Here is a 21921-nt window from a genome sequence, read left to right on the forward strand (position 1 = left end):
ATCTGCCAAAACCCAAGTTAAGCTTTAGCAGCATCCTTCATAAGTTTCACTCCGAACTGCCTACAATAAATTAAATCATCATGCATTCATACTGCACAGGCACGGGGAGACGTGTCCCCTGACCAGCCAACCGGGCTCGACCGTGGCGGCTCTACAACGACCCACACCTTTGTGCCCAATCTATCGTTCAGAGCCACATATCCCAGCCTTGAAATCGCCTGCGGACGAATGTCGCCGCTAAAGACGTAAAGGTCTGGGCAACCGCGACAATACCGATTGAACACGCTCGCCTGGAACCAGTTTGGACGACAGGAACGAACATCAGATCGGCAAGAAACAATATCTTCGGGACCGGGCCGCCCCCAGTGTGCCGAAGATCGTGCGGGAAGAGCTTTCCGGTCAGCCGAACGGATCAACCGCGCTGGGAAAGCACCATCTGACCGAGGTTCTCGTAGCCTTTACGTTGGACGAATTTGCAGAGCAAATCCTTTGCGGGGCCATACCGACGCTCATCTCGGAAGCCAGATGCCTGTTCCGCCTCGCGCAATCGGCGGAATAAATCTTCCCAGATCGGGATCAGGTCCGCCCGCGGAAGAAAGCGGGCCGAGGTATACCCGATCGGTCGGTTGTCCTGCCTCAAGATCGCAACCCGAGTCATCACCCAATAGTGATCGCCGTTCTTGCAGCGATTCTTCACGATGCCGTAAAACTCCTCACCAGCCTGAATCCGTTGCCACATCAGGTAGTAGACGGTATCGGGCATATCGGGATGCCGCAAAATGTTGTGTGGTTGACCGATCAGTTCCTCGACCGAGTACCCGGAAGTGTCCGCGAGCGACTGACTGGCGTGGGTGATGATGCCTTGCAGGTCGGTTTTGGACTGCAAGGCGCGATGCGAGCCCAAACCGATCACGCGATTCGTGACCTGACGGATGTCGACCGGCGGGTGATAGCCCATGGATAGCATGATGGGAGATACCTCATTGCTTGATTGCACGGATTGGTCGCGGCATCGGAAACAGGGTGAAAAATAGATGCCGCGTCATGAAAGTGACATGATCCAGGAGGCGATCATGAGAGCTCTCCCAATAATTTCAACCCAGTAGATTTGTCTGAAATAATCGCACCAAGTCGCATGGCGCACCTCTTCGAGGCAGTTTCGAACCGAGACTATATGCTGTTGCCCCTGGCAACCGGACTACCCGGCAAATTCTTTCATCAATGCCTCCTGTCATGCCCCCCAAAATGTCAGAATACGCTCCCTATGGGTCGACCCGACCGCCACCTTCTGACCTAGCCCCACGAAGGAACCCCGAGCCGAATGAGTTTTGTCCATCTCCATACCCACAGCGAATTTTCCCTGGTCGACAGCACCCTGCGCATCAAGCCCATGCTGGCCGCCGCCCGCGATCGCGGCATGCCGGCCCTGGCGCTCACCGATCAGGGCAATCTCTTCGCGATGGTGAAGTTCTACCAGGGGGCGATCAAGGCAGGGATCAAACCGATTCTGGGCGCGGATTGCTGGTTGGCCGACGACAAACAGCAGGTATCGAGCCGGGTCGTCCTCCTCGCACAGAACAACGACGGATTCCGGCATCTCACTGAACTCCTTTCCCAGGGTTACTGCGAGGGACAGATCGACGGGCGCCCCACCCTCAAGCGCGAATGGCTGACGGTGGCCCAGTGCGAGGGCCTGATCGCCCTGAGCTGCAGCATGGGCGGCGGCGTGGGCGGCCCCATTGGACAACGCCTGCTCCAGGGCAAACCCGCCGATCTCGAGGCCGAACTGGCTTTCTGGCTGGAACGGTTTCCGAATCGCTTCTATCTGGAATTGACCCGAACCGGTCGGCAGGACGAGGAAACCTACCTGCATGCCGCCGTCGAACTGGCACAGGCGCGAAATCTGCCCGTTGTGGCCACCAACGACGTCCGTTTCATGGATGCCGACGATTTCGAGGCCCATGAACTGCGGGTGTGCATCCACGACGGACGGACGCTGGACGATCCGCGTCGGCCGCGCCTGTATTCCCCGCAGCAATACCTGCGCTCCGCCGAGGAGATGCAGTCCCTGTTCGCCGACATTCCCGAGGCCCTCGCCAACAGCGTGGCCATCGCCGAACGCTGCAACGTTACCCTGCGGCTGGGCAAGAACTTCCTGCCGAACTTCCCCACGCCCAACGGCGAGAGCGAAGCCGAATATCTGCGGACACTGAGCGAGCAGGGTCTGGCCTACCGTTTCGAGCGGGTACCCGAAGAGCAGCATGCCGAATACCGGGCGCGACTGAACATCGAGCTGGACGTGATCATTCAGATGGGCTTCCCCGGCTACTTCCTGATCGTCGCAGACTTCATCCAGTGGGCGAAGCGCCAGTCGATTCCGGTCGGCCCGGGCCGGGGCTCCGGTGCGGGTTCGCTGGTCGCCTGGGCACTCCTGATCACGGACATCGATCCGATCCCCTACGACCTGCTGTTCGAACGCTTCCTGAATCCCGAGCGGGTCTCGATGCCCGACTTCGACATCGACTTCTGCATGGAAGGCCGCGACCGGGTCATCGAATACGTGGCCGAACGCTATGGCCGCGCGGCGGTTTCGCAGATCGCCACCCACGGAACCATGGCGGCCAAGGCTGTCGTGCGCGATGTGGGCCGGGTCATGGGCTATCCCTACGGCTTCGTCGACCGCATCGCCAAGCTGATTCCGATGAAACCGGGGCTGGACGTCACCCTGGAGGACGCCCTCGGTCGGACGGAGCGCTCGCAGAAGGAAGCCGAACGCTTCTCGGCCGAATTCCGTGATCTGTACGAACGCGACGAGGAAGTCCAGGCCATCGTGGACATGGGCATGGCGCTCGAGGGCCTGCCGCGGAACGTCGGCAAGCACGCAGGCGGCGTGGTGATCGCGCCCAGCAAGCTGACCGACTTCACGCCGATGTACTGCGAAGCCAACGGCGCCTCGGCGGCCTCCCAGCTCGACAAGGACGACGTCGAGGCCGTGGGTCTCGTCAAGTTCGACTTCCTGGGTCTGCGCAATCTCACGATCATCGACTGGGCACTGACCGCCATCAATGCGGAACAGAAAGCACGCGGCGCCCCCCCCGTCGACATCTCCGCCATTCCCCTGGACGATCCGGCCAGCTTCCAGCTGCTCAAGCGCTGCGAAACCACCGCCGTCTTCCAGCTCGAATCCCGCGGCATGAAGGATCTGATCCGTCGCCTGCAGCCGGATACCTTCGAAGACATCATCGCCCTCGTCGCCCTGTTCCGTCCCGGCCCGTTGCAGTCGGGCATGGTGGACGACTTCATCCTGCGCAAGAAAGGCGAGCAGCGGATTGAATACCTCCATCCCTGGCTGACCGAGGTCCTGACACCTACCTATGGGGTCATCGTCTACCAGGAACAGGTGATGCAGATCGCCCAGATCCTGGCGGGCTACACGCTGGGTGGCGCCGACCTGCTGCGGCGTGCCATGGGCAAGAAGAAGCCGGAGGAAATGGCCAAGCAACGGGCCATTTTCCTCGAGGGCGCGAAGAGCAAGGAAGTCGACCCGGATCAGGCCGGCCACATCTTCGACCTGATGGAGAAATTCGCCGGCTACGGCTTCAACAAGTCGCACTCTGCCGCCTATGCGCTCGTCGCCTACCAGACCGCCTGGCTCAAGGCGCACTACCCGGCCCATTTCATGGCCGCCGTGCTCTCCGCCGATATGGACAACACGGACAAGATCGTCGGCCTGATCGGCGAGTGCCAACGCATGAATCTTCAAGTCGTACCGCCGGACGTAAACCGCTGCGCCTACAAGTTCCAGGCCGCCGACGCCGGCACGATCATCTATGGTCTTGGCGCCATCAAGGGCGTGGGTGAAGGCGTGATCCAGCAGATCGTCCACGAACGGCAACGCGGCGGCCCGTTCCGGGACATGAACGATTTCTGCCAGCGCGTGGGCACCCAGGCGCTCAACAAGCGCGTACTGGAAGCCATGGTGCTCGCCGGAGCGCTGGATCAGCTCGGCCCGAACCGAGCCAGCCTGTTCGCGCATATCCCCGAGGCCATGAAGGCGACCAACCAGCTGCAAAGCGCGCAGGAAGCGGGCATGGGCGACCTGTTCGGCGGGCTCGACACCCCGGAAACGGCCATCGCCGTTCCCATTCGGACCCTCGACCCCTGGCCCGATACCGAACAGCTGAAACAGGAAAAGAATACGCTGGGGCTTTATCTGACCGGCCACCCCATCAACGCCTTCAAGGCCGAACTGGCCAAGATCGTCTCCGATTCGCTGGCCGACCTCGGCGAACGGCTGGATGCCCCCGCCCCCGGCACCTTCAGTCGCGGCGAACCCGTCACCGTAGCCGGCCTGTGCGTTGCCGAGCGCGTCGTCCGCCAGCAGAACGGCGACCGTCAGCTCTTCATCACGCTGGACGACGGTGGCGGGCGCTGCGAGGTACGCATTACCGGCGACGACATCGACGCGCTGGCACCCTGGATCGGCATGGATCAGCTCGTGATCGTGGAGGGCGATGCGACTTTCGACAATTTCAGCGGCGGCGTCCGCGTACGTTGCAAGCGTCTGATGCCGCTGGAGCAGGCCCGATGCGAGCGGGCGCGCAGCCTGATGATCCGACTGGCGCCCGACGCCGGGGAAACGGAGATCGACAGTCTGCTCGACGTGCTCCAGAAGCACCGGGCGGAAGCTGACGGCGTGCCGGTGCATTGCCTCGTGCAATCACCGCTGGCACGCGCCGTGGTCCGGCTCGGTCCCTCTTGGCAGGTCCCGCCGACGGACCCGATACTGAACGACCTGGGCGAGAGACCCGGCGTCGATGAAGTACAGGTTCTGTACCGGCGCTGACCGGAAGCCCGAAAAATTAACGTCAATTATTGTAGGGATTATCGCTATACTGCCGCCGCCTTTCAATCTTCAGCCTGGAGAACAGCGACCATGCAGATCGAACACCACGACCTCGTGCACGAATTTCCGGAATTCAAGGAAAAAATCCATCAGCTCAAGATGGATAACCACCACTTCGCCCGTCTGTTCGAGGCCTACCACAACCTCAACAACGAAATCGAACAGGCCGAGAAAAACGACCTGCCGATCAGCGATGAGCATGCGGAAACCCTGAAGAAGCAACGGCTGGAACTCAAGGATCAGCTCTATCAGATGCTGACTTCCGCCTGATTGCCCTGCGACGCCCGTGCGTCGCCAACGATCACTCGGTCCCGGTCTTTTCAAACAATGCCAGGGCCTTCTTCACCTCGGCGATATGCGTCAATGCCGGGCCGCCGCCCATCAGGATGGCCACCTCGCAGACCTCGATGATCTCTGCGTGCGTCACCCCGGCCTTCAGGGCCCGATTCGGCGTGACGCCCATTCGATACCTGCCGAAACAACGGGTTAACAGGCAGCACTTGGAACGCAGGGAACCACGTCGTTCATGACAGCAACATGAAGCTGTCATCTGTATCGCCTATAGATACCTGTCATCTGCTGAGCGACTGGAACTCGATCATGCGCGAACAAGCCATCCACCCGGCCCATGAACTGCTGGAAGAGATCGACGCACTGCGCCAGGCAGGCCTCCGCCTGGAGGCTCGCTATGCCGAAATGCTGGACGAGATCGATCCGAACTATCGGGCCAGTGCAAAGAATCTCCTGCACTATCTCGGGGTTCGGCAACACGACATTCGACAGCTGCAATGGGAACTGTCCCAACTGGGTCTTTCCTCCTTCGGGATATTGGAAACCCACGTCATGGCCTCGCTGAATGCCGTATCGGAACGGCTGAACGATTCCACCGATGGCCCAACGACGGAACCACCGTCCGAACCGGTCGATTTCCGATCGGGTATCGAACACCTGAAAGCCCACACCCGCGACCTGCTGGGCGACGGACGAAGCGACCGGGAAGTCCGCTTGATGGTCACCCTGCCCAACGAGGCCGTCACCGACTCAACCCTGATTCCCAGCCTCATCGAGGCCGGCATGGAAATCGCCCGCATCAACTGCGCCCATGACGATGTCTCCGCCTGGCGGCAGATGATCGCGCAGGTGCGCAACGCCGCGCTGACGCAAGGCCGCTCCTGCCGAATCCAGGCTGATCTTGCGGGACCAAAATCACGCACAGGCAGCATCCAGGCACAGGGGCGCCTGCTGAAAATCCGACCGAAACGGGATTTCCGCGGCCGCGTCGTCCAACCGGCACGACTCTGGGTCAGCGGCCCGGACGCACCCACTGCCCCCCCAACCCCGGACATCCCCCAACTCATGCTGCACAGTGAGCACACGGGGCGCCCGTGGGGTAGCCTGGAATCCGGCACCCGCTTCACGTTGACCGACGCGCGCAGCCACCACTGTCTCGGCTGGCTGATCGAACAGACGACGGACGGTCTTCTGATCGGTTTCGCGCAAACCGTCTATATCGAGGAGGAAACGCCACTGAGCGCCCTTGATCCCCACGTTCTGAGCGGCCGACTGATTGGCACGCCGGTGGTGCCTGAGGAAATCCGTCTGAACGTCGGCGACACGCTGATTCTGACACGTGCCGACGAGCCGGGAACGGCGGCCCGAACCATCGAGGACCGCGTCGTACCCGCCCGCTTGCATTGCACCCTGGAAGCCGCATTCACGGAGGCCCGTCGGGACCAGTCGGTATGGCTCGACGACGGTCGGATCGGTGCGCTGATCACGGCCAACGATGGCGACGAAATCACCTTGACCATCACGCACGCCGCCCCCGGCGGGAGTCGGATCAAGGAAGAAAAAGGCATAAATTTTCCCGATACGGATTTCCATGCGACCGCCCTGACGGACAAGGATCTCGCCGACCTTGCCGATCTCGCCCACGAGATCGACATCGTCGCGCTCTCGTTTCTGCGCCGCCCCTCCGACGTGGCACTTCTGCAGGATCATCTCAACCGTCTGGATGCGTGCCAGCTGGGCATCGTGCTCAAGATCGAGAACCGTCAGGCTTTCCGGCATCTGCCGCGCATCCTGCTGACGGGCATGCGCAGCCCCCGCCTCGGGGTCATGATCGCCCGGGGCGACCTTGCCGTGGAACTGGGCTTCGAGCGCCTGTCGGAAGTGCAGGAGGAAATTCTCTGGCTCTGCGAGGCGGCCCACATTCCGGTGATCTGGGCCACCCAGATCCTGGAGAACATGGCCAAGAGCGGCGCCCCTTCCCGCCCGGAGGTGACCGATGCCGCCATGAGCATCCGGGCGGAGTGCGTGATGCTGAACAAGGGGCCGCACATCGTCGAAACCCTCCGTTTCCTCGGGGCGGTGCTGGGCCGCATGGAGGGCCACTACAACAAGCGGATGGCCATGCGCCGCAAGCTGACGATCGCAGATTTCGACTGACCGCGATAGACGGGTACCGAGTCTAGCGGTACGGCCAGCGCCACTGGGTGATTTCCGGCATGTCCGCGCCATGGGTACGGATATAGGCCTTATGGTCCAGGAGTCGATCCTCGAGCATCTGCTTCACATAGGCGGCATGGGCGCCGATCGACGGCACCCGGTCGATCACGTCCATCACCAGATGGAACCGATCCAGATCGTTCAGAACCACCATGTCGAAGGGCGTGGTGGTGGTCCCCTCCTCCTTGTACCCGCGCACGTGCAGATGCGGATGACAACGCCGCCGATAGGTCAGGCGATGGATCAGCCAGGGGTATCCGTGATACGCGAAGATCACCGGCTTATCCGTCGTGAACATCTGATCGAATGCCCGATCGCTCAGACCGTGCGGATGCTCGCTCTCCGGCTGCAGCTTCATCAGGTCGACCACGTTGATCACCCGGACGCGCAACTCGGGCAGGTATTGGCGAATGAGATCGACGGCAGCCAGCGTTTCCAGCGTCGGTACATCGCCCGCGCAAGCCATCACCACATCCGGTTCGGAATCCTGATCGTTGCTTGCCCAACCCCAGATGCCGAGTCCGTGGGTACAGTGCTTCACCGCGGCATCCTGATCCAAAAACTGCAGGGCGGGCTGCTTCCCCGCCACGATCACGTTCACATAGTTGCGCGAACGCAGGCAATGATCGGCGACCGACAGCAGCGTGTTGGCGTCCGGCGGCAGATAGACCCGGATCACGTCGGATTTCTTGTTGACGACGTGGTCGATGAACCCCGGATCCTGGTGGGAAAACCCGTTGTGGTCCTGGCGCCAGACATGACTCGTCAGCAGATAGGTCAGCGACGCGATGGGCGCGCGCCAGGGAATGTGCCGGGTCGTCTTCAGCCATTTCGCATGCTGGTTGAACATGGAATCGACGATATGGATGAAGGCCTCGTAGCAGGAGAAGAAGCCATGTCGCCCGGTCAGCAGGTAGCCTTCCAGCCAGCCCTGGCAGGTATGCTCGGACAGAATCTCCATGACGCGTCCCTCCACGGAAAGATCCGTGTCGAATTCGCAATGGGTAGCGTCCCAGGCCTTCGGGCTGACTTCATACACCGCATCCAGCCGGTTGGAGGCCGTTTCGTCCGGGCCGAACAGGCGGAAATTCCGGGCGTCCAGGTTCGCTTGCATCACGTCGCGCAGGAACTGACCCAGGATGCGGGTCGCCTCCGCCCGATGCGTGCCCGGCTGATCCAGTCGCACGGCATACTGGCGAAAATCGGGCATCGTCAACGGCTTGAGCAACGTGCCGCCATTGGCATGACGATTGGCCGACATGCGTCGCTCGCCCAGCGGCGCAATCTGGTTGATCAGATCCACGGGACGACCCGACGCATCGAAAAGATCCTCCGGCCGGTAGCTGCGGAGCCATTCTTCCAGCAAGGCGAGATGCTCCGGATTCTCCCGGACCTCGCCGAACGGTACCTGATGCGCCCGCCAGAATCCCTCGGTCTTCTTGCCATCGACGGTTTTCGGACCGGTCCAGCCCTTCGGGGTACGCAGGACGATCATCGGCCAGCGCGGACGGGTCACATCGCCTTCCACCCGGGCCCGGAATTGAATCGCCTCGATCTCGTCGAACACGATTTCCAGCGTTTCGGCCATCTTCTGGTGCATCTCCTGCGGGTCGCTGCCTTCGACCACATAGGGCCGGTAGCCATAACCGCGCAGCAGCTCGTCCAGTTCCTCGGGATCGATACGCGCCAGCACCGTCGGATTGGCGATCTTGTAGCCGTTGAGATGCAGGACGGGCAAGACCGCGCCATCCCGCGCCGGATTCAGGAACTTGTTGGAATGCCAGGAGGTGGCCAACGGACCGGTCTCCGCCTCGCCATCGCCGACCACGGCAAAGACGACCAGATCCGGATTGTCGAACGCCGCCCCAAACGCATGGGACAGCGAATAGCCCAACTCCCCACCCTCATGGATCGATCCGGGTGTTTCCGGCGCCACATGAGAGGGGATGCCACCCGGAAAGGAGAACTGAGTGAATAGTCGCTTCATCCCCACCGCATCCCGGGATACTTCGGGATACACCTCGCTGTAGGTGCGCTCCAGCCAGGTATTGGCCACCAACCCCGGACCGCCATGTCCCGGACCGGCGATATAGATGGCATTCACGTCCCGCTCGCGGATCAGGCGGTTCATGTGCACATACAGAAAGTTCAGCCCCGGTGTGGTGCCCCAGTGCCCCAACAGACGCGGCTTGACGTGCTCCGGCTGCAATGGTTCGCGCAGGAGCGGATTGTCCATCAGATAAATCTGCCCGACCGAAAGATAATTGGCGGCACGCCACCAGGCATCGATCTGGGCCAGTTCGTAATCGCTGAGCGCCGCGCCCGGCACCTCATTCGTCGCGACCTGCGTCGCCCGCTGATCTTCCATCGCCGTACCTCCCCGCTCGGTAACCACCCGATTCAAGTAGCCAGTAAGGGTGCCGCCAAACGAACCATCTGCTCGGCCTCCCGGCTCGGCACCACGTAAATGCCCGGGAAACTGCCTTCGGCATGGAGCGGCGTCACCTCAGCCGGACCGAGGGTGGCCACGTTGCGCGCCGGATCCAGATGCCAACCGAACAGGCCCATGCCCGACAAAGCCTGTGACCGGACGATCGCATCGTGCTCCCCCACGCCCCCGGTGAAAATCACACCATCCACCCGCCCCAACAACGCCATGAACGCCCCCAGATACTTGCGGATCCGGTAGGTGTAGACGGCCAAGGCCAGTGCAGCCAGTTCGGCGGCATCATTACCCGCCGTCATGGCCTCATGAATCGCCCGGAGATCGGCGTGGCCACACAGACCGAGCAGCCCGCTCTCCCGGTTGAGCAATCGGGCCACATCGGCGCCGCTCAACCCGGTATGGTTTTCCAAGAAGGCCGGTATCGCCGGATCAAGATCCCCTGCCCGTGTCCCCATCACCAATCCTTCCAGCGGGGTAAACCCCATCGTGGTGTCCACGCTGCGCCCTCCACGGATGGCCGTCAGGCTGGCACCGTTCCCCAGATGTGCCACGATCAGGTTCAGGGACGCTCGTGGCTCTCCCAGGCTTTCGGCCAGCTGTCTGCTGACCGAGTCGACAGAAATCCCGTGGAAGCCATAACGGCGAATGCCGAACTCGCGATAGAAACGGAGTGGCAGGGCATAGTGAAATGCCTCGGGGGGCAGATCATGGTGAAAGGCGGTATCAAAGACCGCGAACTGAGGCGTTCGTGCATCCAGCGCCAGTGCCGCATCGATGCACTGCAGCGCCAGGGGATTATGCAATGGCGCCAGAGGTATGAGTGCCTCGATGCCCGCACGGACGTCCGGCGTCAATTGGATCGGGGCCGTGAATCGCTCTCCACCATGGACGACTCGGTGCACGATCCCCATCAAATTTTCGGGAGAGACGAGGACCGATTGCTGACGCCAGTAGCGCAAGCCCTGATCAAACGCGCGGCGATGGTCGGCGGCGGCAATCGTCATCACCGGCAGATCGCCAGCCAGTAGGTGGGCATCGGGGGTACCGATACGCTCGATCTGCACGACGGCAAAAGGTTTTAGTGAGTCGGCTTCGAACAGGACGAGCTTGAGCGAGGATGAACCCGCATTGACTGTCAACCACAACTGACGGTTATTGGCTGCCATCCGATCCTCACCTACCGGTTCACCCAGGTACCACCCATGCTAATTCAGCCGCATGTCAGCACCAAGACAAAGCGGGACGATGCCCCGCTGCCAATATCATCAGGTGCCGGCACAACCCGCTTATTGCCTAGTTCTTGAAGCCGAAACCCAGTGCAACGTGGCCATGAGACGCTACCGTAAAAGTACGATGCAGCGTTTGACCATCATGAGTCGCCTGTATCTCATAGCTACCTGCCGGCAACTCCGCCAACAACTTGGGGCCATTCGTCGTCGTCTTCAGCACGGTCTTGCCCTGCCCGGCCGTAATCAATACCTGGACATCGGAGACAAAAGCCCCGCCAGGCTCCACCGCAAAGGTCAATCGCGTATTGAACTGGGACTCATGTGCAGCCAGCCAGGCGCGTTCCTCGACGCCAACGCCGCCGGACACATAGCGAACGCCCTCGTGACCCTGTTCGATGGTCAGGGCACCGGACTGAACCTCCGCTGGCGTCAGGGAATGGATGCTGGGCTCTTCGGGCGTACCCGCCAGGGCCACGCCAGCAGGCATTGCGGACGACACCAGCACGGCGCCCGCAAACAGAACCAGGGAACGCGATTTGATCAAGGACGAAGCAATCATCATCAACACCTCCGGTATTTGCTTGAGAGAAAGAACACGATCTTAGGCAAAAAAAACCGACGAAAAGTTTCGCACGGTACCATCAGGGAATCGGAAGGCGGCGTCCACCGAATAAAGGACATTTGGGCTCACCCGGAACTATTGCCGTCCAACAGCAACCTTACTCACGTCATTCTTTAAATACTTCAGGAGTCAATTCATGTATGTCGTTGCAAACCGCGTACCCATCGCCGAAGGATGGCAAGAGGCTTTCGAGGCGCGATTTCGCGCCCGGGCCGGACAGGTGGACAAGCAACCCGGGTTCGTCCGAATGGAAATCCTCCGTCCCGATCCGGAGTCCGGCGCCGGTGTGTATATCGTACTCACGCACTGGCAGGACAAGCAGGCCTTCGAGAACTGGGTCGGCAGCCCCGACTTCCGTGCCGCACACCAGAATCCGCTCCCGAAGGAAGCCTTCAGCGGCGAAGGCAAGCTGGAGCGTCATGACGTGATCATCCATAGCGAAGTGGGTCACTGATCACAGATCGCACGCTGGCGATCGCTTTAGGGTCCACGGCGTTGTTGGCCCATAATTAAAAAGCCCCCGCAGCCAGGCGGCGCGGGGGCTTATTTCCGGGGCGGATCCGAAGATCGGCTTATTCTTCGCCGACCACGATCACCTTGACGCTCGCATCGACGTCGGTGTGCAGGTGGATCGCCACATCGAACTCGCCGATCGAACGCAACGGACCTTCCGGCATACGCACGTGACGCTTCTCGAGTGCCACGCCATAGGCGTTGGCAACCGCTTCGGCAATTTCCGTCGTGCCGACGGAACCGAACAGCTTGCCTTCGCTACCAGCCTTGACGGGGATGGTGACTGTGGCTTCGCTCAGCTTCTCGGCTTCGGCACGCGCAACGGCCAATTCCTCGGCGGCAATACGCTCCAGTTCGGCACGACGGGCTTCGAACTCGGCCAGATTGACTTTGGTGGCGGCCTTGGCCTTGCCATAGGGGATCAGAAAGTTGCGCGCATAGCCTGCACGGACGTTCACGACATCACCCAGGGCGCCCAGATTTTCTACTTTGTTCAACAAAATGACTTGCATGATTTAACTCCTGAACGTTGTAACCGAGGCGATCAGTGACGATCGGTGTACGGCAGCAACGCGAGAAAACGGGCGCGCTTGATGGCGGTCTGCAGCTGACGCTGATAGCGAGCAGCGGTACCGGTAACACGGCTGGGTACGATCTTGCCGGTTTCGGTGAGGTACTGCTTCAAGGTGTCGATATCCTTGTAATCGATCTGCTTGACGTTCTCAGCGGTAAAACGGCAGAAACGCTTGCGGCGGAAAAAACGTGACATGATGAGTTCCCCTGACTGTTATTCGTTGACTTCGGCGCTTTCGTCTTTTTCGACCGACTCGTCCTCGTCGCGATCGAAACGGCTACCTTCCTGATCGTCGTCACGACGACGCGGACGACGCTCGTTGTCCCGTTCGCGCATGATGACGGACGGTTCGGTCTCGGCCGCATCCATCCGGGAAGTCAGGTGACGCAGAACGGCGTCGTTGAAGCGGAAGGCTTCTTCGAGCTCTGCCAGAGCAGCCTGGTCGGATTCGACGTTCATCATGACGTAATGCGCCTTGACGAGCTTGTTGATCGGATAGGCCAGCTGACGACGGCCCCAGTCTTCCAGACGGTGAACCTTGCCGCCGGAATTCTCGATAATGCCGCGGTAACGCTCGATCATGGCGGGAACTTGTTCACTCTGGTCCGGATGGACCATGAACACGATTTCGTAATGTCGCATAGTGTGCTCCTGTGGATTGATAAAGCAGCCTGCCGTATGCGCCACGGTCAGGCAGGAGAAATGAGGCGCGGATTCTACGCGATTTTCCCTTTGGGAACAAGAGTGGCTGGCGTCGTCAGCAGCGCTCGATCACCACGAACGCCAGAGCGTACTGCCGCTCGTCGCTCAGGCTGAGATGAACCCGCGTGGCGCCCAGGGCATTAAGCCGCTGAAGCGCTCTCCCGCTGAACTGAAGACTCGGTGCGCCGAGGGGGTCGTGCACGGTCTGGATATCCTGCAGGCAGATGCCATCACGAAACCCGGTACCCAATGCCTTGACGGCGGCCTCCTTGGCGGCGAACCGCTTGGCGACCCAGGCAGCAAAGCGCGCCGAATCCGGCAGCGGACAGTTCACCAGCTCCACATCACCCAGCACCCGGCCGAGGAATTTATCTCCGTATCGGCCATGACCCTGCGCAATCCGCGCAATCTCGACAAGATCGGTACCGATACCCACGATCACGCGATGACACCCAAGATCATTCAATGAACGCCAGAATCAGCGCTGACGTGCCGACAGCATCAGCTGCTTCATTTCCTGCACGGCCTGGGGCAATCCGCAGAATACGGCCCGGGCGATGATGGCATGGCCGATGTTGAGCTCCTCGATCTGTGGGATGGCGGCGACGGCTTGCACGTTGTGATAGTGCAGCCCGTGCCCGGCGTTGACCTGCAGGCCCACGTCCGCTGCATCGCGCGCCACGCGGATGATTTCGTTCAGAATCTGTTTTTGCTGCGCATCTTCCTGGGCATCGGCATAGTGCCCGGTATGCAGTTCGATGACGGGTGCCTCGCAGGCCACCGCCGCATCGATCTGGCGTGGGTCGGGCGCGATGAACAGCGACACGCGAATGCCGGCGTCCGCCAGCCGCTCACAGGCCGCGTGTACCCGATCGATCTGGCTGGCGACATCCAGCCCCCCTTCTGTCGTCAATTCCTCGCGCCGCTCCGGAACGAGGCAGCAATCGTGCGGTTTCACGCGACAGGCGAAATCGATCATCTCGTCCGTCACCGCCATCTCCAGATTCATCCGGGTCTGCAGCATGTCGCGCAGACGCAGCACGTCGCGATCCTGGATATGCCGTCTGTCCTCACGCAGGTGCAAGGTAATACTGTCGGCCCCGGCCTGCTCAGCCATCAGGGCGGCAAGCACGGGATCGGGGTACAGCGTGCCCCGCGCCTGGCGCAAGGTGGCCACATGGTCAATGTTCAGGCCCAGCAACGGTGCATGGGCGGTGACGCGATTCGTCATGATGTCTATTCCTGTCTTATGAATCAGCGATAGCACGATCGGGGCTGGGCACGGACTGCCACAGTTCCCGGCTACGAAACGGGGCCGAGCCCACGTGCGGACGCAACAAATATTGCATCAGATCCCGCGCCAGGCGCTGATCCGAATTCGAGTCGGGCAGTTTATCTCCTGCTATTGCCTGGAGCACGCGTCCCGGCAACGAAAGCCCGCCCGGGGCCGGTCGCGAGAGAATACCGACCTCGGCATCGACCCAGTAGGTCGCGTCGGCCTCAAGGGTCTCAGCCAAGTCTGCCGTATGGGTCCAGTCGATGCCGAATCCGAGTTCATCGAGCAGGTCACGTTCGAACCCCCGGATAACGATACCCAGTTGAAGAGCCTGGCACGACAACTGAGCCAGCGCCTCGCCATAACGACAAAACAGCCCAGGCATCGGCTCCTGTCGCTCCAGGGTGCGCATCAACAATTCGTTGAAATAAAAGCCTACGGCCAAGGACTGCCCGGACAGGATACGCGGCGGTTCCGTCAGGTCGATCTGAGTCGCGGTCTTCATGTCGCCCCGACCGGCGAGCACCATCTGTACCCCCTGAAAAGGCAATGGCCGCCCCGTGGACTTTCGTCCCGACTGACGCGCGCCGCGCTGCCGGGTCATCAATCGCCCATGATCTTCCGTGAACCAGTCAACCAGCAGGCTCGTTTCGCGCCAGGGCCGCGTGTGGAGCACATAAGCGCGGGTCACGACGGCTCCGGCGGTTATTCGGGCAACTGATAGCCAAGCGACTGCACGGCGCGCTCGTCATCGGCCCAGTCTTCGCGGACGCGCACCCAGAGCTGCAGCATGACGCGGGTTTCCAGCATCTGCTCAAGATCGTGCCGGGCCTGGCTGCCCACTTCCTTGAGCTTGCTGCCGCCCTTGCCGATCACGATCCCCTTCTGACTTTCCCGAGCAACGTAGATGACGGCATCGATTTCCGTGACCGTCGGCGCACTGGCAAATCGCTCGATCATCACCGTAGTCTTGTAGGGCAACTCGTCATGCAACAGACGGGCAAGCTTTTCGCGGATGATTTCTGCAGCCATGAACCGGGTGGTGATCGTCGTCACCTCATCCGGATCGTACATGGGTTCACCCACGGGCAGATGCGTGAACAACAGATCGATGAGACCTTCAAAACCCCGGTCACGGCGGGCGGATATCGGGTACAGCGCGGTGAAGTCGAAGCGCCCCTGCATCTCCATCAGAAAGGGCAGCAGCGCCGCCTTGTCCTTGACGAGATCGATCTTGTTGACGAGCAGAATCGTCGGCAGATTTGCCTGACGAACCAGCGCCAGCACGGCGGCATCCTCCTCGGTAAAACGACCGGCCTGAACCACGAACAGGATCATATCCACATCGTCAAAACCGCTCCGCGCCGTCCGGTTGAGTTGACGATTCAGGGCATCGCTGCCGCCCTGGTGAATGCCGGGCGTATCGACAAAGACGATCTGACCCCTATCCTCGCTCAAGATCCCGGTGATCCGGTGACGGGTCGTCTGCGGCTTAGGCGCGGTGATGCTGATCTTCTGACCGACCAGGCGATTGAGCAGGCTGGACTTGCCGACGTTCGGACGGCCGACGATCGCGATCTGCCCGAAACGCAGGGTTGTCCCCGCCTCACCGGGCGCAGCGGCATCAACCGGCCTCATGACCACCCTGCCGGGGCGATGACCCCGTTGCCGCCGTCAGTTGCACCAGCATCCGCTCTGCCGCCGCCTGCTCCGCCTTGCGGCGCGAACTCCCCCGCCCCACGCTGGTCAGTTGGTTGTGCGTCAAGCGGCAGGTCACCTCGAACACCTGCTTGTGCGCCTGTCCACGCACGTCGGTGACTTCGTAGGTCGGCAGATCGAGCTTGCCGCTCTGAAGAAATTCTTGAAGACGCGTCTTGGGATCCTTCAGGCTGGCCGCATCAGGCAGATTTTCCAGCAACGCGGCAAAAAGGCGCTCGACCATGGCCTTGGCCACGGCAAAACCCTGATCGAGATATACGGCGCCGATGGTGGCTTCCAGCGCATCGGCCAGGATGGAGTCGCGACGAAACCCTCCGCTTTTCAGCTCACCGGAACCCAGGACCAGATAATCCCCCAGGTTCAGACCCCGCGCGACCGTGGCCAGCGTCTCCTCGCGCACGACACTGGCCCGCCAGCGGGACAGAGCGCCCTCTGCAGCATCGGGATGCAGCGCGTAGAGTCGGTCGGCAATCACGAGGTTCAGGATGGCATCGCCCAGAAACTCGAGCCGCTCGTTGTTGAGGTTGCCGGCGGATCGATGTCGCAGGGCCATGACCAGAAGGTCGGACTCGGCGAATTCGATGCCCAGCAACTGAGCCAGACGCTCCGGTTCGCCCACCAGGGGGCTGGTTGACTTCAAACTGGACTTAGGGACTGACATTCACTTGATGTTCGAAAGACGCCACGATGGCCAGATTGCCGACGATGTCCGCGCGCCCCTCGTAGTTGTATTGCACCTTGAAGCCATTGCCAAAGGGCGTGATCTTGAAATCCTTCGCCGTAATGTTGTCGACCTCGTTCACATCCAGCTGCTTATCGATCGTCGAACGGATTTCCTGCGGCCCGCCATGAAAGTTCTTCAATTGCGTGAAGATACTGGTGATCTTCTGGTCGGTGAGGTAGAGCGGCACGATCTTCATCAGCAAAATCGCGACAAAGAACGCGATGAACGCGTACAGGATCAATCCGATCAGCGTCATGCCGGCCTGGCGCTTGGGTCCCTGCGTGAACGACAGGGTTGAATGATGGGGCATCATGCTCGTTTCCTCTTCCTTAAACTGACGGTGATCAAACAATTAGTGGACGCTCTTGCCGATGCGACTGGCATCAAATTTGCCGTCTTTCCAGTCCCAATGCAACCAAATAATAAAGGCCTTGCCCACCAGATTGGCTTCGGGGACAAACCCCCAATAGCGACTGTCGTTGCTGTTGTCGCGATTGTCGCCCATGGCGAAATAATGATGGGGCGGCACGACCCATTCGCCGTCGCGGCGATAGCCATCTTTCTCGAACAGAACCTTGTGCTGGATTCCGGTGAGATTTTCCTCATAGACGTCCGTGCCGGCCATACGCATCGCGTCATCCCCGGGATAGACGCCCACGAGTTTTTCCGGTTGCAGCACATCGTTGACCCACAGTTTGTTGCCGACCACGCGAATATGGTCGCCTGGCAACCCGATGATCCGCTTGATGTAATCCACCTTGGGATCCTTGGGGTAACGGAACACGACCACATCCCCGCGCTTCGGTTCGCCGATCGGCAGGATCTTGGTATCGAGCACCGGCAGGCGCAGGCCATAGCTGAACTTGTTCACCAAAATGAAATCACCCACCAGCAGGGTCGGCATCATCGAACCGGAGGGGATGCGGAAGGGCTCGGCGATGAACGACCGAACCACCAGGACGATCAGCAGGACCGGAAAGAACGACCGGGCATAATCGACCAACAGCGGCTCGTGGATCTCGACAGGCTTGTCCGAGACCTCGCCAGTCCCCGCCCTGCGCGTGCGGGCCGGTTTGAACAGCAGGGAATCGGTCAGCCAGATCAGCCCCGTCAACAACGTGCCCAGCACGAGAATCAGCGTAAAGTCCAAAGTCGTTTTCTCCGTCAGTCAATGCGCGATCAGCACGATCACTTGTTCGAATCCATTTGCAGCACGGCCAGGAATGCCTCCTGCGGCACTTCCACCTGCCCCACCTGTTTCATGCGTTTCTTGCCCTTTTTCTGCTTTTCGAGCAGCTTTTTCTTGCGGGAAACATCGCCGCCGTAACATTTGGCCAACACGTTCTTGCGCATGGCCTTGACCGTCGTCCGGGCAATGATCTTCGCCCCGATAGCCGCCTGCACAGCCACTTCGAACATCTGGGAGGGAATGAGTTCCTTCAATTTTTCGGCCAGACTGCGCCCGCGGGACTGGGCGACGCTGCGATGCACGATCAGGGAGAGTGCATCGACCACCTCGCCGTTGATCAGCATGTCCATCTTCACGAGATCCGCCGCCTGGAAGCGGACGAACTTGTAGTCGAACGAGGCATATCCGCGACTCACCGATTTGAGCCGGTCGAAGAAATCCAGCACGACCTCGCCCAACGGCAGTTCGAAAATCAGGGTGACCTGCTTGCCGGCATAACTCATGTTCTTCTGCACGCCGCGCTTCTCGATGCAGAGACCGATCACGGCACCCACGTACTCGTCAGGGCAGAAAATGCTCGCCTCGATGATGGGCTCGCGCATTTCCTTGATATTGCTGACATTGGGCAACTGGGCCGGATTGTGGATCTGATTGACGGTACCGTCCGTCTCTTCGATCTCATAGACAACGGTCGGCGCCGTCGTGATCAGATCGAGATCGTATTCGCGCTCCAGGCGTTCCTGGACAATCTCCATGTGGAGCAACCCCAGAAAGCCGCAGCGGAATCCGAAACCCAAGGCCTGGGACACCTCCGGCTCGAAGTGCAGCGCCGCATCGTTCAGCCGCAGCTTGCGCAGGGCCTCGCGGAGATCCTCGTAATCCTCACCCTCGACCGGATACAGCCCGGAGAAGACCCGCGGCTGCATTTCCTTGAAGCCGGGCAAGGCCTGGGTCGCGCCGTTTTCCGCATCAGTCAGGGTATCGCCGACCTTGGCCGAATCGATATCCTTGATCCCGGCAATCACGAAGCCCACGTCGCCGGCATACAAACCCTCGCGGGGCAGGGTCTTGGGCGTGAATACCCCCACCTTGTCGACGAGGAAGACATCCCCGGTGCCCATGGCCTTGATCTTCCGCTTGGGCAGGATGCAGCCATCAATCACGCGGACGAGGGCGACGACCCCCACGTAATTATCGAACCAGGAGTCGATGATCAGCGCCTTCAGCGGCCCTTCCTCGTTGCCGACCGGCGGCGGGATTTCCTCGATCAAACGCTCGATGACATCCTGTACGCCCACACCGGTCTTGGCGGAGGTGAGGACGGCATCCCGGGCATCGATGCCGATCACGTCCTCGATTTCCCCTTTCACGCGATCCGGTTCGGCGGCGGGCAGATCGATCTTGTTCAACACGGGTACGACCGTCAGACCAAGATCGATGGCCGTATAACAGTTGGCCACCGACTGCGCCTCGACCCCCTGGGATGCGTCCACGACCAGCAATGCCCCCTCGCAGGCGGCCAGCGAACGAGACACCTCGTAGGAAAAATCCACATGGCCCGGCGTGTCGATGAAATTGAGGCGATAGGTCTTGCCGTTCCTTGCGGCGTAATCAAGGGAAACGCTCTGTGCCTTGATGGTGATGCCGCGTTCGCGCTCGATATCCATCGAATCGAGCACCTGGGCATCCATTTCGCGGTCGGAAAGACCGCCGCACAGTTGAATGATACGGTCGGACAGGGTCGACTTGCCGTGGTCGATATGGGCAATAATCGAAAAATTGCGAATCAGCGAGAGCCGTTCGGACATAAATTTACTCGGTAATAGGTCAATTGATCATCGGGAAAACGTGCCCGGCCAACGGGACCGCGCCCGCTAAGAGCTTTCGCGCGACCTACTATCGCGCAACGCAAAGCGCGGCAGTATAACCGATTCACCGGCCTGACGAGGTTGACTCAATCCGGCTGGGCCGACAACGCCAGGAAATGCTGCTGGTCGCCACGGCGGATCAGCACGGCGTTGGGCGCATCCTTCCGCGCCGCATTGAATGCGGCCTCCGCTGCCGCCAGGGAGTCCAGCGGGCGCTGATTGAACGTCAAAAGAATATCCTGGGCGCTCAGGCCCGCCTTGGCGGCCGGACCATTTGGCGCCACCGCCTTGATCCGAATCTGATGCGCCTCTTCGGTCAACAGCAAGCCGTAGTCGTTGATGATCAGATCATGGGACTTCATGGATTGCACCTGGGCCGGCGCATCCGTCGGCAAGGTACCGAGCCGGACAACCACCGTGTGCTGTTTGCCCTGAGTCAGGACACGCAACTTGACATCGGAATCCGGGGGCAAGACACCGATCACCTGAGGCAGATCGCTGGATTCGGTAATGGGTTCGCCATTGGCGGATAGGATGACATCACCAGGCTGCAGGTCGGACTTCTCGGCCGGGGACGCCGCAATGAAACCGGTAATCAGCGCACCGGTCGGACGATCCAGACCCAGCGCGGAGGCCATGGCGCGATCCACGGACTGGATCTGCACGCCGAGGAACCCCCGCTCGACCTTGCCGAAACGCTTGAGCTGATCGACGACCTGCATGGCGTAATTGATTGGAATCGCGAAGGAGAGACCGTTATACCCGCCCGACTCGGTGAAAATCTGCGAATTGATGCCGACCACCGCGCCATTCACGTTGAAGAGCGGGCCGCCCGAACTGCCGGGATTGATCGCTACATCCGTCTGCAGGAACGGCACATAACGCTGGTCAGCCTCGTCGGGGAGCGACCGCCCCTTCGCGCTGATCACCCCCGCCGTGACGGAGTGATCGAACCCGAAGGGCGAGCCGATCGCCACTGCCCACTGACCGGGCTTGACGAGGTCCGAATTCCCCAGTTTGACCGGGCGCAGGCCCTTCGCGTCGATCTTGAGCAGGGCAATATCACCGGGCACGTCGATCCCCCGTACCTTGGCCCGAAACTCTCGACCATCCAGCAACCGCACGAAGACCTCACTGGCGCCATCCACCACATGCTCGTTCGTCAGAATGTATCCATCGGAACTCAGGACAAACCCGGACCCGCTGCTGGATTCCGGCTTGGGCGGTGCGGGTGGCGCAGTTTGGCCTGAGCCGCCATCCGCGGGCGGCGTTTGCCCATTGAACCCGAAAAACTGCCGGAAAAACTCATCCAGATTCTTGTCGTCTTTGGATGGGGCCTTATCACTCTGGGCATCATCGGACATGGCCGGCAACGGCACGATGGCCCGGACATTGACGACTGAATCGTTGTTTGCAGCGACGAGCGCGGAAAAATCGGGGAGCCCGCGAACCTGCGCCGTGGGCGCCTGCTCATTGCAGCCGACAACGAGACCGGTCAAGGGCACGAGCAAGGCAAGCACAAACGCGGCACGATTGCCGGCAGGTCGCCGCGACGCCAAACGACGTCGAAAAAAAGCGGAAAGCGCGAAGGGATGTGGCATGAGGTGGATCACGTCCTGGAGGGCAAATATCGACTGTTCGCGAC

Annotated in this window: 21 protein-coding genes; 4 read left to right on the plus strand and 17 right to left on the minus strand. The window is 60.8% G+C overall.

The features are described 5' to 3' along the window. Positions 1–412 precede the first annotated feature (412 nt). Positions 413–967: a PAS domain-containing protein gene (locus A9404_RS05255; protein WP_082922757.1), complete on the minus strand. Its 555-nt coding sequence runs from the start codon at positions 965–967 to the stop codon at positions 413–415. 354 nt (positions 968–1321) lie between these two features. On the opposite strand from A9404_RS05255, the gene dnaE reads away from it, so the two are divergent. Then, positions 1322–4846 carry a DNA polymerase III subunit alpha gene (gene dnaE / locus A9404_RS05260; RefSeq protein ID WP_066099223.1) on the plus strand — a complete coding sequence of 1175 codons (3525 nt, stop codon included), beginning with the start codon at positions 1322–1324 and terminating at the stop codon, positions 4844–4846. 90 nt (positions 4847–4936) lie between these two features. Next, positions 4937–5176, plus strand: a complete 240-nt coding sequence (locus tag A9404_RS05265) for a YdcH family protein (protein WP_066099224.1) — start codon at positions 4937–4939, stop codon at positions 5174–5176. A 31-nt stretch (positions 5177–5207) separates the two neighbouring features. On the opposite strand, the gene A9404_RS13365 is transcribed toward A9404_RS05265, so the two are convergent. After that, the gene (locus A9404_RS13365) at positions 5208–5369 is read right to left on the minus strand and encodes a carboxymuconolactone decarboxylase family protein (RefSeq protein ID WP_197490444.1); all 162 of its coding nucleotides are present in this window, start codon (positions 5367–5369) and stop codon (positions 5208–5210) included. Positions 5370–5443: 74 nt separating this feature from the next. On the opposite strand from A9404_RS13365, the gene A9404_RS05270 reads away from it, so the two are divergent. Next, entirely contained in the window at positions 5444–7354 is a 1911-nt protein-coding gene (locus A9404_RS05270; RefSeq protein ID WP_231880951.1) for a pyruvate kinase, read from the plus strand. A gap of 22 nt (positions 7355–7376) precedes the next feature. Here A9404_RS05270 and A9404_RS05275 read toward each other — a convergent pair whose 3' ends face one another. The 3 genes from A9404_RS05275 to A9404_RS05285 form a co-directional block, all read right to left on the minus strand. After that, entirely contained in the window at positions 7377–9782 is a 2406-nt protein-coding gene (locus A9404_RS05275) for a phosphoketolase family protein (RefSeq protein ID WP_066099226.1), read from the minus strand. Positions 9783–9814: 32 nt separating this feature from the next. Continuing rightward, on the minus strand, positions 9815–11026 hold the full coding sequence (locus tag A9404_RS05280) for an acetate/propionate family kinase (RefSeq protein WP_066099227.1): 1212 nt from the start codon (positions 11024–11026) through the stop codon (positions 9815–9817). A gap of 127 nt (positions 11027–11153) precedes the next feature. Continuing rightward, positions 11154–11651 carry a hypothetical protein gene (locus A9404_RS05285; protein ID WP_066099228.1) on the minus strand — a complete coding sequence of 166 codons (498 nt, stop codon included), beginning with the start codon at positions 11649–11651 and terminating at the stop codon, positions 11154–11156. Positions 11652–11847: 196 nt separating this feature from the next. Here A9404_RS05285 and A9404_RS05290 point away from each other — a divergent pair, with 196 nt between their 5' ends. Then, entirely contained in the window at positions 11848–12165 is a 318-nt protein-coding gene (locus A9404_RS05290; protein WP_066099229.1) for an antibiotic biosynthesis monooxygenase family protein, read from the plus strand. 118 nt (positions 12166–12283) lie between these two features. Here A9404_RS05290 and rplI read toward each other — a convergent pair whose 3' ends face one another. The 12 genes from rplI to A9404_RS05350 all read right to left on the minus strand — a co-directional run bounded on the left by rplI (position 12284) and on the right by A9404_RS05350 (position 21877). Then, positions 12284–12736, minus strand: coding sequence for a 50S ribosomal protein L9 (rplI, locus tag A9404_RS05295; RefSeq protein WP_066099230.1), 453 nt, complete (start codon positions 12734–12736; stop codon positions 12284–12286). Positions 12737–12768: 32 nt separating this feature from the next. Next, entirely contained in the window at positions 12769–12993 is a 225-nt protein-coding gene (rpsR, locus tag A9404_RS05300; protein ID WP_066099231.1) for a 30S ribosomal protein S18, read from the minus strand. 18 nt (positions 12994–13011) lie between these two features. Further along, on the minus strand, positions 13012–13440 hold the full coding sequence (rpsF, locus tag A9404_RS05305) for a 30S ribosomal protein S6 (RefSeq protein ID WP_066099232.1): 429 nt from the start codon (positions 13438–13440) through the stop codon (positions 13012–13014). Positions 13441–13555: 115 nt separating this feature from the next. Continuing rightward, on the minus strand, positions 13556–13942 hold the full coding sequence (acpS, locus tag A9404_RS05310) for a holo-ACP synthase (protein WP_066099233.1): 387 nt from the start codon (positions 13940–13942) through the stop codon (positions 13556–13558). Positions 13943–13978: 36 nt separating this feature from the next. Next, on the minus strand, positions 13979–14731 hold the full coding sequence (gene pdxJ / locus A9404_RS05315) for a pyridoxine 5'-phosphate synthase (RefSeq protein WP_066099234.1): 753 nt from the start codon (positions 14729–14731) through the stop codon (positions 13979–13981). A gap of 16 nt (positions 14732–14747) precedes the next feature. Continuing rightward, complete coding sequence (gene recO / locus A9404_RS05320) at positions 14748–15467, minus strand: DNA repair protein RecO (RefSeq protein WP_066099235.1); 720 nt, start codon at positions 15465–15467, stop codon at positions 14748–14750. 14 nt (positions 15468–15481) lie between these two features. Beyond that, a complete protein-coding gene (era, locus tag A9404_RS05325) occupies positions 15482–16414 on the minus strand; it encodes a GTPase Era (RefSeq protein ID WP_066099236.1) in 933 nt (310 codons plus the stop codon). Next, positions 16401–17156 carry a ribonuclease III gene (rnc, locus tag A9404_RS05330; protein ID WP_066099237.1) on the minus strand — a complete coding sequence of 252 codons (756 nt, stop codon included), beginning with the start codon at positions 17154–17156 and terminating at the stop codon, positions 16401–16403. Before rnc ends, era begins: the two co-directional genes overlap by 14 nt. Beyond that, the gene (locus A9404_RS05335; RefSeq protein ID WP_066099238.1) at positions 17143–17532 is read right to left on the minus strand and encodes a DUF4845 domain-containing protein; all 390 of its coding nucleotides are present in this window, start codon (positions 17530–17532) and stop codon (positions 17143–17145) included. The genes rnc and A9404_RS05335 overlap by 14 nt, the downstream gene beginning before the upstream one ends. Positions 17533–17571: 39 nt before the next feature. After that, positions 17572–18369 carry a signal peptidase I gene (gene lepB, locus A9404_RS05340; protein WP_066099239.1) on the minus strand — a complete coding sequence of 266 codons (798 nt, stop codon included), beginning with the start codon at positions 18367–18369 and terminating at the stop codon, positions 17572–17574. Positions 18370–18407: 38 nt separating this feature from the next. After that, a complete protein-coding gene (lepA, locus tag A9404_RS05345; protein WP_066099240.1) occupies positions 18408–20216 on the minus strand; it encodes a translation elongation factor 4 in 1809 nt (602 codons plus the stop codon). A 146-nt stretch (positions 20217–20362) separates the two neighbouring features. Beyond that, a complete protein-coding gene (locus A9404_RS05350) occupies positions 20363–21877 on the minus strand; it encodes a trypsin-like peptidase domain-containing protein (protein ID WP_082922759.1) in 1515 nt (504 codons plus the stop codon). Positions 21878–21921: the final 44 nt, after the last annotated feature.

It is taken from the genome of Halothiobacillus diazotrophicus (genome assembly GCF_001663815.1).
Lineage (GTDB): Bacteria > Pseudomonadota > Gammaproteobacteria > Halothiobacillales > Halothiobacillaceae > Halothiobacillus > Halothiobacillus diazotrophicus.

Excerpts from the sequence above, each read along its gene's own strand:
- A9404_RS05350 (WP_082922759.1), bottom strand. The coding sequence starts at position 21,877 with ATGCCACATCCCTTCGCGCTTTCCGCTTTTTTTCGACGTCGTTTGGCG.
- rpsF (WP_066099232.1), bottom strand. The coding sequence starts at position 13,440 with ATGCGACATTACGAAATCGTGTTCATGGTCCATCCGGACCAGAGTGAA.
- pdxJ (WP_066099234.1), bottom strand. The coding sequence starts at position 14,731 with ATGACGAATCGCGTCACCGCCCATGCACCGTTGCTGGGCCTGAACATT.
- A9404_RS05255 (WP_082922757.1), bottom strand. The coding sequence starts at position 967 with ATGCTATCCATGGGCTATCACCCGCCGGTCGACATCCGTCAGGTCACG.
- dnaE (WP_066099223.1), top strand. The coding sequence starts at position 1,322 with ATGAGTTTTGTCCATCTCCATACCCACAGCGAATTTTCCCTGGTCGAC.
- rnc (WP_066099237.1), bottom strand. The coding sequence starts at position 17,156 with ATGTCAGTCCCTAAGTCCAGTTTGAAGTCAACCAGCCCCCTGGTGGGC.
- A9404_RS05265 (WP_066099224.1), top strand. The coding sequence starts at position 4,937 with ATGCAGATCGAACACCACGACCTCGTGCACGAATTTCCGGAATTCAAG.
- A9404_RS13365 (WP_197490444.1), bottom strand. The coding sequence starts at position 5,369 with ATGGGCGTCACGCCGAATCGGGCCCTGAAGGCCGGGGTGACGCACGCA.
- rplI (WP_066099230.1), bottom strand. The coding sequence starts at position 12,736 with ATGCAAGTCATTTTGTTGAACAAAGTAGAAAATCTGGGCGCCCTGGGT.
- lepA (WP_066099240.1), bottom strand. The coding sequence starts at position 20,216 with ATGTCCGAACGGCTCTCGCTGATTCGCAATTTTTCGATTATTGCCCAT.
- A9404_RS05270 (WP_231880951.1), top strand. The coding sequence starts at position 5,444 with ATGAAGCTGTCATCTGTATCGCCTATAGATACCTGTCATCTGCTGAGC.
- A9404_RS05280 (WP_066099227.1), bottom strand. The coding sequence starts at position 11,026 with ATGGCAGCCAATAACCGTCAGTTGTGGTTGACAGTCAATGCGGGTTCA.
- A9404_RS05335 (WP_066099238.1), bottom strand. The coding sequence starts at position 17,532 with ATGATGCCCCATCATTCAACCCTGTCGTTCACGCAGGGACCCAAGCGC.
- rpsR (WP_066099231.1), bottom strand. The coding sequence starts at position 12,993 with ATGTCACGTTTTTTCCGCCGCAAGCGTTTCTGCCGTTTTACCGCTGAG.
- A9404_RS05275 (WP_066099226.1), bottom strand. The coding sequence starts at position 9,782 with ATGGAAGATCAGCGGGCGACGCAGGTCGCGACGAATGAGGTGCCGGGC.
- era (WP_066099236.1), bottom strand. The coding sequence starts at position 16,414 with ATGAGGCCGGTTGATGCCGCTGCGCCCGGTGAGGCGGGGACAACCCTG.
- A9404_RS05285 (WP_066099228.1), bottom strand. The coding sequence starts at position 11,651 with ATGATGATTGCTTCGTCCTTGATCAAATCGCGTTCCCTGGTTCTGTTT.
- A9404_RS05290 (WP_066099229.1), top strand. The coding sequence starts at position 11,848 with ATGTATGTCGTTGCAAACCGCGTACCCATCGCCGAAGGATGGCAAGAG.